11 protein-coding genes are annotated in these 11,884 nt (G+C 67.0%); 6 read left to right on the forward strand and 5 right to left on the reverse strand.

Going from position 1 to position 11,884, the window contains the following annotated elements; all coding sequences use genetic code 11:
- The first annotated feature begins 8 nt into the window (after window positions 1-8).
- Entirely contained in the window at window positions 9-797 is a 789-nt protein-coding gene (locus tag D1604_RS09345) for a prepilin peptidase (RefSeq protein WP_119413065.1), read from the forward strand.
- Here D1604_RS09345 and D1604_RS15735 read toward each other — a convergent pair.
- Together D1604_RS15735 and D1604_RS16020 are read right to left on the reverse strand one after the other, a co-directional pair.
- Window positions 794-1,678: a hypothetical protein gene (locus D1604_RS15735; RefSeq protein WP_158584922.1), complete on the reverse strand. Its 885-nt coding sequence runs from the start codon at window positions 1,676-1,678 to the stop codon at window positions 794-796. The genes D1604_RS09345 and D1604_RS15735 overlap by 4 nt on opposite strands.
- A 73-nt stretch (window positions 1,679-1,751) precedes the next feature.
- The gene (locus D1604_RS16020; protein ID WP_255413956.1) at window positions 1,752-1,886 is read right to left on the reverse strand and encodes a hypothetical protein; all 135 of its coding nucleotides are present in this window, start codon (window positions 1,884-1,886) and stop codon (window positions 1,752-1,754) included.
- Window positions 1,887-1,973: 87 nt separating this feature from the next.
- Here D1604_RS16020 and D1604_RS09360 point away from each other — a divergent pair, with 87 nt between their 5' ends.
- The gene (locus D1604_RS09360; protein ID WP_024353572.1) at window positions 1,974-2,534 is read left to right on the forward strand and encodes an OmpA family protein; all 561 of its coding nucleotides are present in this window, start codon (window positions 1,974-1,976) and stop codon (window positions 2,532-2,534) included.
- Between the two features lie 210 nt (window positions 2,535-2,744).
- Here D1604_RS09360 and cueR read toward each other — a convergent pair whose 3' ends face one another.
- The 3 genes from cueR to D1604_RS09375 form a co-directional block, all read right to left on the reverse strand.
- Window positions 2,745-3,161, reverse strand: a complete 417-nt coding sequence (gene cueR / locus D1604_RS09365) for a Cu(I)-responsive transcriptional regulator (RefSeq protein WP_119413066.1) — start codon at window positions 3,159-3,161, stop codon at window positions 2,745-2,747.
- Window positions 3,161-5,665 carry a heavy metal translocating P-type ATPase gene (locus D1604_RS09370; RefSeq protein WP_119413067.1) on the reverse strand — a complete coding sequence of 835 codons (2,505 nt, stop codon included), beginning with the start codon at window positions 5,663-5,665 and terminating at the stop codon, window positions 3,161-3,163. The genes cueR and D1604_RS09370 overlap by 1 nt, the downstream gene beginning before the upstream one ends.
- 616 nt (window positions 5,666-6,281) lie before the next feature.
- Window positions 6,282-7,331 (reverse strand): hypothetical protein, encoded by a 1,050-nt coding sequence (locus D1604_RS09375; RefSeq protein ID WP_119413068.1) that lies wholly within the window; start codon window positions 7,329-7,331, stop codon window positions 6,282-6,284.
- Between the two features lie 125 nt (window positions 7,332-7,456).
- On the opposite strand from D1604_RS09375, the gene D1604_RS09380 reads away from it, so the two are divergent.
- From D1604_RS09380 to D1604_RS09395, 4 genes are all read left to right on the forward strand, one after another.
- A complete protein-coding gene (locus D1604_RS09380; protein WP_119413069.1) occupies window positions 7,457-8,155 on the forward strand; it encodes a response regulator in 699 nt (232 codons plus the stop codon).
- A complete protein-coding gene (locus D1604_RS09385) occupies window positions 8,152-9,516 on the forward strand; it encodes a sensor histidine kinase (RefSeq protein WP_119413070.1) in 1,365 nt (454 codons plus the stop codon). Before D1604_RS09380 ends, D1604_RS09385 begins: the two co-directional genes overlap by 4 nt.
- Window positions 9,517-10,272: 756 nt before the next feature.
- Entirely contained in the window at window positions 10,273-10,587 is a 315-nt protein-coding gene (locus D1604_RS09390; RefSeq protein WP_158584923.1) for a hypothetical protein, read from the forward strand.
- Window positions 10,584-11,884 (forward strand): hypothetical protein (locus D1604_RS09395; RefSeq protein WP_373561210.1); only part of this gene is annotated, 1,301 nt, incomplete at its 3' end. The genes D1604_RS09390 and D1604_RS09395, both read left to right, overlap by 4 nt.

The following is an 11,884-nucleotide window of genomic DNA, read 5'->3' on the forward strand; positions in this document are numbered from 1 at the left end:
GGAAACGCATGCTGGCGACGTTGATGGGCGGCCTGGGACTGATCGTGGGCAGCTTTCTGGGCCTGGTCAGCCTGCGCCTGCCGCAGGGTCAGGATGTCGTCGTGCAGCGCTCTCGTTGCGGGTCGTGCGGCCGTCCCCTGAAGCCCTGGCGGCTGATCCCTGTCGTCAGTTGGGCGATGACGCGTGGGAAATGCAGCGACTGCGGCGCGGCCATTCCTGTGCGCTATCCCCTGATCGAACTGGCCGCCGCCGCCATCGGCGTCTGGACGGCGCTGCGCCTCGACGATCCCGCCTGGGCGCTGGCGGGGGCGGTCCTGGGCTGGCAGCTGCTGCTGATCGCCATCATCGACGCCGAGCATTTCTGGTTGCCGGACGCCCTGACCCTGCCGCTGTTTCTCAGCGGCCTGTTCGCGGCCGTGGCGCTGGACCCCGCCAATGTGCAGAGCGGCCTGCAATGGTCGCTGGTCGGCCCGCTGAAAACGCCCTTGATCGGGGCGGCGGCGGGCTTCGGCGTCCTATGGCTGCTGGCCTTTATCTATAAGCGCCTGCGCGGTCGCGACGGTCTGGGCGGAGGCGATCCCTTCCTGTTGGGCGCGATCGGCGCCTGGGTCGGCTGGATGGGTCTGCCCAGCGTGCTCCTGTGGGCGTCCCTGAGCGGCCTGAGCGTCGTCGCGGCCAAGGTCGTCCTTCGCCGCCCCATCGCCGGGACCGACCGCCTGCCTTTCGGCGTCTTTCTGGCGATCGGCGCCTGGCTGACCTGGCTTTACGGCCCCCTCGGCCTCGGGTTGCCAGGCTAGAGGGACAGCAGGTCAGACCAGCGCCAGCGCCCGCCGCTGCCCAGCGCCACGCGCGGCGCGCCCGGCTGGTCGCTGAGCGTCAGCAGCACATAGCCGTTCACCGTTTCCGCCTTACAGGCGCGCGGCGAGAATCCGACCGTGACGGCGATGGCCTGACGCACCCCGGCCAGCCCCTTGCCTTCCTCGCCGGGGCTCTGCAGCCAGTCGCCGTTCCACATCAGGATAGCCTGCCCCGAGGCGCCGGATGTGCGATAGGCCTCTCCTATCGCCGCGTTGATGCGCGCATCGTTGCGCAGGGCGTCCTGGATGCGCTTGACCATGTCGCACCCCTGCCCCGAACCACCGCCTGTCCCTGAACCGGAGCCGCCGCCGGAGCCGCCTGCCCCGGAGCCCGTCCCACCGCCTCCGCCCGTCCCCTGCCCCGCGGTCAAGGCGCCGCTGAGCGCGCCATCTCCCAGCAAAACAAAGGACACGCTGGGTTCAGGCGCCGAGACCGGCAGCGGCTCAACCTGCGGCGCCAGAGGCGTCGGACGACTGGGGCGAGGCGTCGGCGGCGTCGGCGCGGCGCGCGCCTTCTGGGGCGTCTTCGCCGGGACCGGAACGGGGGTCGCTACTGCTGGCGCGGCAGGCGCCGGTTCAGGCTGAGGCGCGGGCGCGGCCTCGGATCCTCCCGCGGGCGCATCGCCGGGCGCCGGCTCTGACGGCGGGGGCGGAGGCGGCGGCGGCTCGACCAGAGTCACCTCGACCAGCGGCATCGGCGCAGGCTCAACGACAGGCTTGACCGGAGCCGTCACCATAAGCGCCAGGATCAGGCCATGCGCCGCGACGCTGGCCGCAACCGGCAGAGCCCTGGAACGTTTACGCCTCGAGGCCCGACTCACCCTTGGCCGCCTGTTCCGCTACAGGTTCCGCGAACGCCCAATGGTGATACTTGCAACAATGGCTCCTCGCCCTTCAGCTCGCGCGAAGCTGATCACCTGAGAGCGTCAGGAAAAAGGCGTCAGCCAAGGCGGCTGAAACAACAAGAACGGCGGTTTGTTTAAATTTTTTTACAGTCAAGCTGAACCTTTTCACTTCTTCGCGCGTCATTGCTCCGCCGTTTTGCAACCGACACCGGTGCGGCGCGTAACCCCCCCGGAGTTGGGCCGGGCACGAAGGAGACTTGATTTGATCAAATTGGCACCCAGGACCGCCGTCGTCGGCGCTATCGCCATTCTTGGCGTCGCCGTCAGCGGCTGCGCCAGCCATCGGTTCGTCCGCGACAACGTCCAGGTCGTGAACGAGCGCGTCGACGGCGTCGACAGCCATCTGACGCAGGTCGAAGGCACGGCAGGCGAAGCCCTGGCCCGCGCCAACGCCGCGCACAAACTGGCCCAGGGCAAATTCCTGTACGAAGTCGTTCTGTCGGACGACTCGGTGAAGTTCCCGGTCAACCACACCGAACTGTCGCCGGAAGCCGAACAACGCCTGGCCGAACTGGTCCAGCGTCTGCGCGCCGAGAACGCCAACGTCTACCTGGAGATCCAGGGCCACACGGACTCGACCGGCACCAACCAGATCAATGAGCGTCTGGGCCAGGAACGCGCCGAAGCGGTGCGTCGCTTCCTCAGCGATCAGGGCATCGCCCTGAACCGCATGGCGACCATCTCCTATGGCGCCGCCAAGCCGGTCGCCCCCAACAACACCCGTGAAGGCCGCGCCCAGAACCGCCGCGTCGCCATCATGGTTCTGGCCTAACAGCCAAGAGCGAAATCAGCTGAGTTGGACGCATGTCCAACTCAACTCAGATATTCGCTCCAGATAGTTCTGGACCCTTGTTCTGGGTGCAGTCGATTCCGACTGAACCGAAAAGGGTCTAGGCATTCGTTCCGGCCTCCTGCCCCGGCCGGAACGAGAAACGGCGGCGTCCTGTCAGGGACGCCGCCGTTGTCATTTTGACTTTCAGGTTCAATCGGCGTGCTGTTCCTGACCGGCCGGTGCGCCCGCCAGATCCGACAGGATGGGACAGTCCGGGCGGTCATCGCCGGCGCAGCAATGGGCCAGGTGGCGCAGGGTGTCGGCCATCTCGCGCATTTCGCGGATGCGGGCGTCCAGGTCCTCCAGATGCTTCTGCGCCATCGCCTTGACCTCGCGACTGGGGCGGGCGTCGTCGCGCCACAGGGACAGAAGGCGGCTGATCTCCTCGATCGAAAAGCCCAGCCCGCGCGCCCGCCGGATGAAGCGCAGGTCGTTCAGGTCGCGCTCTGAAAAGTCGCGGTAATTGCCCTCGGTCCGATCGGCGGGGCGGATCAGGCCCTGCGCCTCATAATAGCGGATCATCTTGGCCGAGACGCCGGTCGCCTGAGCCGCCTTGCCGATGTTCATCACGCGGCTCCCTTCACGCTGCCGATGTGGGGTTTGAAGGTCTTCAGACGCAGGGCGTTCAGCACCACGCTGACGCTGGACAAGGCCATGGCCCCCGCCGCCAGCATGGGCGACAGCATCACGCCGAAGACCGGATACAGCACCCCCGCCGCCACCGGGATCAGCAGGACGTTGTAACCAAAGGCCCAGGCCAGATTCTGGCGGATATTGTTCATCGTCGCCCGCGACAGGCCGATGGCGCTGACCGCGCCGCGCAGGTCGCCGCCGGTCAGGACCACGTCCGCGCTTTCAATCGCCACGTCCGAGCCGCCGCCAACCGCCAGACCCACATCCGCCGCCGCCAGAGCCGGAGCGTCGTTCACACCGTCGCCGACGAAGGCGACCCTGCGCCCGCCCGTCTTCCCAGCCTTCTCTTTCATAGCCTCGATCACGGCCACCTTGCCGTCCGGCATGACCTCGGCGTGGACTTCGTCGATGCCCAAACGACGCGCCACGGCGGCGGCGGTGCGGCGGTTGTCGCCGCTGATGACCGCGACCTTCAGACCCAGTTCGTGCAGTGCGGCGATAGCCTCACCCGTCGTCGCCTTGACCGGATCGGCTACGGCGATGATGGCGGCCAGTCGGCCGTCCACGGCGGCGTAGAGCGGCGTCTTGCCTTCGTCGCCCAAACGGGCCGCCGTCTCGGCGAACACGTCTACGTCGCAGCCCAGTTCGGCCATGTAGCGATCGGCGCCGACGGCGACGCGCGCCCCGTCGACCAGACCCGTCACCCCCTTGCCGGGGATGGAGGCGAAGTCCTGCGGCTCGACCACCGTCACGCCGCGAGCCTCGGCGGCGGCGACCAGGGCGCGGGCCACCGGGTGCTCGGAGCGGATCTCCAGCGCCGCCACCTGAGCCAGCACCGTCGTCTCGTCAAAGCCCTCGGCCGTGACCAGATCGGTCAGCGTCGGCCTCCCCTCGGTCAGGGTGCCGGTCTTGTCGAAGGCGACGACGTCCACGCCCTGCAGGGCCTGAAGCGCCTCGCCCTTGCGGAACAGCACGCCCAGTTCGGCCGCGCGGCCCACGCCCACCATGATGGAGGTCGGCGTCGCCAGACCCATGGCGCACGGACAGGCGATGATCAGCACGGACACGGTCGCGACCAGCGCCATACCCATCGCCGGATCAGGCCCGAACAGGAACCACACCGCGAAGGTCAGGGCGGCGACGGCCATGACGGCAGGCACGAACCAGCCCGTCACCTTGTCCACCAGCGCCTGAATGGGCAGCTTGGCCCCCTGGGCGGCCTCGACCATCTTGACGATCTGGGCCAGCACGGTCTGGGCGCCGACCTGACGCGCCTCGAAACGGAAGGCGCCCGTGGTGTTCAGCGTGCCGCCCGTGACTTCGGCGCCGGCGATCTTCTCGACCGGGATCGGCTCGCCCGTCAGCATGGATTCATCGACGAAGGAAGCGCCGTCCGTGACCACGCCGTCGACCGGCACCCGCTCGCCGGGGCGCACCACGACCACGTCGCCGACCTTGACCGCATCAATCGCCAGGTCCTGCTCGACGCCATCGCGCACCACGCGAGCGGTCTTGGCCTGCAGCGACATCAGGCGGCGGATCGCCTGACCCGTTCGGCCCTTGGCCCGCGCCTCGATCCAGCGCCCGACCAGGATCAGGGTGACGATCACCGCCGCCGCCTCGAAATAAATCTCAGCCGTGCCTTCAGGCAGCCACTGCGGCGCAAAGGTCGCCACCGTCGAGAAGGCCCACGCCGCCGTCGCGCCCAGCACGACAAGGGAGTTCATATCCGGCGCCGCGCGCAGCAGGGCGGGCACGCCTTTATGGAAGAAAACGGCCCCCGGCACGAACAGCACGAAGGTCGCTAGCACGAAGCTGACGACCTTCCAGTTGAAGGCGCCGATCGTCTCACTGATCCAGTGGTACATCCCCGGCACGAAGTGCGAGCCCATCTCCAGCACGAACAGCGGCAGGGTCGCCGCGCCCGCGATCAGCACCGCGCGGCCCAGCTTCCTGATCTCGGCGTCGCGGGCGGCCTGTTCGCGGTCGCCGGCGTCCGGCCCGGCGTCCTCGGACGCCTCCAGCCCATAGCCCGCCTGTTCGACGGCCGCCGCCAGATCCTGGAACGTCGTCGCTCCCGACAGGAAACGCACGGTCGCCCGCTCCGTCGCCAGATTGACGCTGGCCGACAGCACGCCCGGCACGGCGGCCAGGGCCTTTTCGACGCGTCCGACGCAGGAGGCGCAGGTCATGCCCCGCACGGGATAGACGACCTCCTCCTGCATCGGCTCATAGCCCGCGCTCCTGATGGCGGCGGCGACGGCGGCGGCGGAACCGTCAGGCGACAGCGACACCTGCGCCCGCTCGGCGGCCAGATTGACCTGCGCCTGCGTGACGCCCGGCACGGCGCGGATGGCCTTTTCGACCCGGCCCACGCAGCTGGCGCAGGTCATGCCCAGCACGGGTAGATCCAGTGTTCTGAAGCCTTCGGCGGCCATGGCGTCGTCCTCGCAAACCTTTGACGACGACACTGGTAAACCTTCCCATCAAGGGAAGGTCAACACCCCCTCGACACACCACGGCCCAAAGCCCCGCCAACAGCAGGACGCACGGGTGAGGATTGAGGTTCACAGGCTGGCGCAGACCAAGGCCCTGCAGACACCACGCGCCTGCGCCCCGTGACCCACGGAATAAGGGAATTATCGGGACCACCTGAGCCCTGCTCAGTCGGACCCCGCAATCGTTGGGCTCTAGAAATCTAACCAGTTAAGCCGACCACCTGAGAGCGGCTCAAACCCAGCCGAAACCACCTGAGAGTGGCTCAATCGGCTACCCTGCGGACGCAGCACAGGCCTGATTGTTTTTAGCTACGTCTGGAAAGCGCCAAAAGTCGTCAGTCAGATGCCGCTGCCCCTGTACCGAGTCCAGCTGGCTTGCCCGAGCTTTTAACTTCATCGCAGTTTCCGTTCGGATGGGAAGCGACCTTCAGCCTTACCCCGGCCGAATGTCTGTTTGCCGAGAGGGGGCAATGTCCGCTGTTGGCGCTCAACGGTCATCTAACAGTGTTTTGAATTGCAGAGGCCCCAAGTCCTACGGTCGCGCTGAACAAGCTATCTAGAGCAGCATCGCAAATTGCTCCCAGTCGTGCTGCAGGTCGATGATGGACGCGGGTAGGCTGTAATCAGCCCCCTTGTCGCTCAGCCAGGCCTCGACACTGTCACCTTTCGCCACCGCTTGCGCGATATCGGCAAGAATAGCGGCGCGACCTGACTTCAGGATCAGGTAGTCGGCGAAGGCGCGGGTCTGGATGTAGAAGATGCGTTCCAGCGCGGCGGGGCGGGGCCCGGCGCCCGCGGGAGTGAAGCTGACGCCGATGCCGCCCTTGGCTGCGACCTCGGGCCCGATCGCGGCGGCGCGCACGAGACCAGGGTGCTCGCGGGACAGCAGGCCAGGCAGATCCAGTAGGATGGAACGACCGTCGATCGGGCCGATGGCGGGGACCATTTCACCCCGCATCAGGGCGCGGAACTGGTCGCGGCGCTGGGCGGCGGTGGGCTCGTCTTCCAGAACGACGGCGGCGACTTCGTCCAGCCAGTCGGGGCCGGGGCCGCCGTAGTGGCGCGGGGCGTTTGCCTCGGTTTCGGGGCGCTCGGGCCAGAAGGCATGGGTGAACCACAGGTGGCCCAGTTCGTGCGGAACCATGCCCGCGTCCAGCGCGGCCTGGGCCTTGGCGTCGGGGATCTGGGACAGGGCGCGCGCGACGACCTCCTCGGTCTGGGCCGGGGTCATGTTCTGGGAGGCGGCGAAGCGTCGGGCGCCCTGTTCGACGCCGCGTCGAGCAGCGTCGTCGAAGGCGCGCGGCGCTGGCCAGGGCAGGACGTGGACGAAACCGGCGGCGGCCAGGGCGGTGCGGGCGGGGACAGGCGGAGACGAGGCGACGACATAGGGGGCGATGTCGCGCCCGAAGTGGGCGATGAACCGGGCCTCGCCCGCCCGGGCATAGTCCGCCAGCCGTTCGGCCGCGGCAGGGGTGGCGGCCAAGGCGACGCCGTGTCCCGCCTCGGCGCAACTGAGGTCCGGCGCAGCGCGCAGGGCGTGGGCGCACAGGGGATCAGGGGGGGGCGAAGCGGCGGCCGAGGTCAGCAGCAGGGCGAGGGCGAGCATGGGGGTCTCCGAAAGTGGAAGATCAGGCTTGCGGGCATCCGTATCGACGTCATGTCGCGCCGGGCGCTTGCCGAGGCCGCCTCGACACATGAGAGATACAGAAGGGGCTGAAGACTTGGGGGATCATGAGCGCGACGGCTGACATCCTGATCGTCGATGACGACGCCAGCCTGAGGGCGGCGCTGAGGGACTACCTGTCGGGCGCGGGATATGCCGTGCGAACGGCGGACGGCGGAGCGGCGATGGACGCTCGGCTGGCCGAGGTCGTGCCCGATCTGGTCGTGCTGGACGTTATGATGCCGAGCGAGGACGGGCTGTCGATCTGTCGGCGGCTGCAGGGCCGGGCGCCGGTGCTGATGCTCAGCGCCATGAGCGAGACGACCGACCGCATCGTGGGGCTGGAGGTCGGGGCCGCCGACTATCTGCCCAAGCCGTTCGAACCGCGCGAGCTGCTGGCCCGCATCCGCGCGGTGCTCCGCCGTCCTCTCCGCGTGGGCGAGGCGGCGGCGGATCGCGCGTTGGCCTTCGAGGGCTGGACGCTGGAGCCGGAGGCGCGGCGGCTCACCGATCCGGCGGGGGTGGCGGTGGAGCTGACCTCGGGTGAGTTCGCCCTGCTGATGACCTTGGTGCGGTCGGCGGGCCGCATCCTCAGCCGGGAGCAGATTCTGGAAAACACCCACGGGCCCTTAGCCGAGAGCTTTGATCGGGCCGTCGATCTGGCAGTCAGCCGGCTCCGGCGCAAGCTGGAACGGCCGGAACAGGCGGCGTTGATCGAGACGGTGCGCGGGGCGGGATATCGCTTCCGCCCTGCGGTGCGGCGATGAGCGCTCGCCCGTTGATCCGCACCCTGTCCATCCGCACTCTGGCGGCGGGCTTTACCGTCGCGGGTATCCTGTTGTGTCTGACGGTCAGCTTCGTCATCGCCCTGGCTTTTCCAGGCCCGCCGCCGGCGCGTGTGACGGTCACCGAGGTCCATGCGGTCCTGACGGGGGAAGAGGACACGGGTTGGGGGCGCCGCCTGGTCGCGGAGCCGCCCTTCGACGCGGCACGCGAGGGACAGGCCCTGGTGGCCCAGGCCGGTCTGGCTGCTCTGCTGGATGCGCCGGTGACCGAGGTTCGAGTGCGGCCTCTGGTCCCGGAGCGCGCCCTCGCAGAAGGGCGTCCGGGGCAGTCGCGCGCTCCTTCCGAGGGACTGAGGAGGCTGTTGGCGGGCATGGCTCTGTCACCGGGCATGAATTTCGCGCCCTTCGAGGCGGCGGTGCGTCAGGCCGACGGGAGGTGGGTGGTCGTGACGCCGCCGTCGCCGTTGCTGACGCCGCAGCGGCTGCGCATGGGGCTGGCCTTCCTGATCGCCGCCGCCGTCTTGTTGCCGCTGGCCCTGTGGGGGGCGGGACGGCTGACCGCGCCCTTTCAGCGGCTGGCCGAGGCAGCGCGCGACGACGACCGCGCCGCAGCCTTCGTCGGCGGGCCGCGCGAGGCGGCCGAGGCGGCGCAGGCGCTGGATGCCATGCGCGACCGGTTGGGCGCGGCGCTGAAGGAACGGACCGCCATTATGGCCGCAGTCGCCCACGACCTGAGAACGCCGCTGACCGGCTTGCGCCTGCGGGTCGAGGCGCTGACGGGAGCCCCGCGCGAGGCGGCCGTCGCCGACATCGCTCGGATGGAGCGCCTGATCGCTCAACTGCTGACTTTTGTGCGCGGCAAAGAGGTGCCCTGGACGCCTGAACCGCTGGATTTGGCCGATTTGGCGCGCGAGTGCGTGGCGCGGCAGGTCGAGATGGGGCGCGCCGTGACGCTGAAGGCGGATGGCGAGCAACTGGTCTGGGCCGACCGGGACCAGTTGGAGCGGGCGTTGACCAATCTGATCGACAACGCCGTTCTTTATGGTGATCGGGCCAGCGTCGCCGTGACGTCGGAGGCGAAAGAGGTCGTCTGCACCATCGATGACGAGGGACCGGGTCTGCCGCCAGATCAACTGGAGACGGTCTTTTCACCCTTCCGTCGTCTGGAGGCTTCGCGCAGCCGGGCTACAGGCGGGGCCGGGCTGGGCCTTTCGATCAGTCGGTCGATTGTGGAGCTCAGTGGCGGAACGGTGGCCCTTTTCAACCGTCCGGTAAAGGGGGGGAGAGCTGTCGTGCGCTTGCCGGGGTTTGTTGCGAAAGGCGCATTTGGTGCGCGTTCCTGATCATCTCATGCGATCGATTTCGCCACCCATGGCTCCGACGATTTAATCCCCGACAGCGCTATTCCAAGGTCCGCATTTCGGCGACGAGCCAATGACCGCTCATGGCGCGCTGCTGACGTTGGCTGCTTCGCGAAGCTGCACAGAGCCGCCCACTCTTAAGAGCGAATCGCACCTTGAGCGACCCTTAGTGTGTATTGAGCCAGTTCTAAGTGGTCCCGACACAAGAATGTATCCGGACCACTTAAGAGCGGCTCACCGAAGGCCGATAGCCGCTGCGTCTTGCCGGGCCTGACTAACTGGCGCGACCACCTAAGGGCGGCTCAAATCCGCACGAGACCACCTAAGAGTGGCTCAGTCGCTCGCCCCTAACGTCATCGCAGCAATATGTCAGTGCTCAGCTTACGCCCGCGAAGCGCCATACGTGCGTGATGGATGCGCGTGACCGCGTCGGCGGGGGCCGCTGCACAATGCCAACCTGGTGGACGGGGGTCGCCATTATGGCTGGACGGCTGCAGTCAAGCTGGACACGCATTGTCGTTGAGGTCGTTCAAGCCAGAGCCGCGCAGCGATCCGCCACGCGCAGCGGTTCTGGCTTGAACGTCACGCCGCACTCGTCTCAAAGGATGCCCACACTGGCGTAACATTGTTGTGATTGACTCAACCTAAGCTTGACCGTTCGCGCCCATCAAGAAACCGTGGTTTCTGAAAAGGGAGGGCGGAATGATCGGTCGGACAGCCTTGGTGGGAGTCGCCGTCTTGGCGGTCACAGCAACGAGCGCTTCGGCGCAGCAGACGCAGACCTACGCCTATGACGTGCATGGGCGCCTGACCGGCGTCACCCGCACCACGGGCTCCACGGGCCAGGCCACTACCTACGTCCTCGACAAGGCTGATAATCGCACGAGCCGCGCGGTCGCCGCGCCGACCTCAGGCCTGATGAGCTTGCCGCAGGAAACCGAACAAAGCCAAGCGCCCGCTGAGGTACAGGCGGTGCCCAAAGGCGACCAGGGCGAAGATGGAGATTTAGAAGCTGTCCGAGACGCCTCGCCGAACTCGGAGCGCGGGAAATGAAAACCACGCTCAAACTCGCCCTTCTGGCCAGCAGCGCCCTGTTCGCCACGCCTGTGTTGGCGCAGACTCCTCCCCTTCCGCCTGAACATCATACTTTGGATGCACGCGGCGTTGATCTCGTCACGGGTCGCTTTAACCTTCCGCCAGACCTCCTGAACATCGGTTCGGGCGACGGCGCGCTTTCGAGCGGCCGGTTCCTCGTGCAAGGGGCGTGGCAAGACCCCTCCTTCCGAAAACTCTATCTCACATCGACGTCGGCCACGGTTGTCCAAGGGGCGATCTCGATCCATTTCAGCCGCTCAGGATCGACCTTCACGCCGACAAACAACTCGGGTCAATCGCTCAAGGCTGAAGGAACCGGCTACGTCTTCACCACAGCAGGCGGAGAAGAAACCCGCTTCTCCATCGACACCTGCTACACCCCGACCGGCAACCAATGCGTCGATCAGTACAATATCGCGTCGATCACCAAGCCGAACGGCGAGACGATCACCTATAACTGGACGGTTCAGAGCTACCTCAGGGGCGTGGACGGGAACGGCAACCCGATCATCGCCTACGCGTCCCGCCTCGGCTCAGTCGCCAACAACTTCGGCTATCGGATCGTTTATGGCTACGTTCGCGATTCCATCACCGGGGGCGGAGGAACGCTCTCTACGCGACTTGGCGAGTGGAAGGCGAACACCTCTGCTACGGCGTACAACGAGGCGCTGGAGCTCAGCACCTATGTCCCGCAGACGCTGGCCTTTTCTGGAGACACCTTCTCCAACATTCAGGTGACCAACCCGGCAGGCGGCGTTACCACTTACGGCTATAATGCGGGGCAACAACTGGTTTCCGTCCGCTATCCTGGAAGCTCAACCGACGACATCAGCATCACCTACGAGCCCATCTACGGAAAAGTTCTCAGCCTTACCGATGCCACCGGCACCTGGAGCTACAGCTATACCGACGCGGGAACGATACGCACGACGGTTGCGACAGGCCCGCTAGGTCAATCACTGACGGTCGTTTCAAATCTGACGATCGGCCGGGCGACATCGGTGACCGAAAAGGTTTCCACGACGCCGGCTGTTAGCCGCACCACGTCCTATACCTACGACACCCAGCGCCGCCTGAAGCGGGTGACGCAGCCTGAGGGCGATTATGGCGAATTGACCTATGACACCCGCGGCAACGTCACCCAGGTGCTGCATGCCCCTAAGCCCGGAACAGGCTTGGAGAACATCACCACCTCAGCGACCTATCCCGCGACCTGCGCCAATCCCGTCACCTGCAACCTGCCGGACTCGATGAT

It is taken from the genome of Brevundimonas sp. LPMIX5, from assembly GCF_003576505.1.
GTDB classification, from domain to species: Bacteria; Pseudomonadota; Alphaproteobacteria; order Caulobacterales; family Caulobacteraceae; genus Brevundimonas; species Brevundimonas naejangsanensis.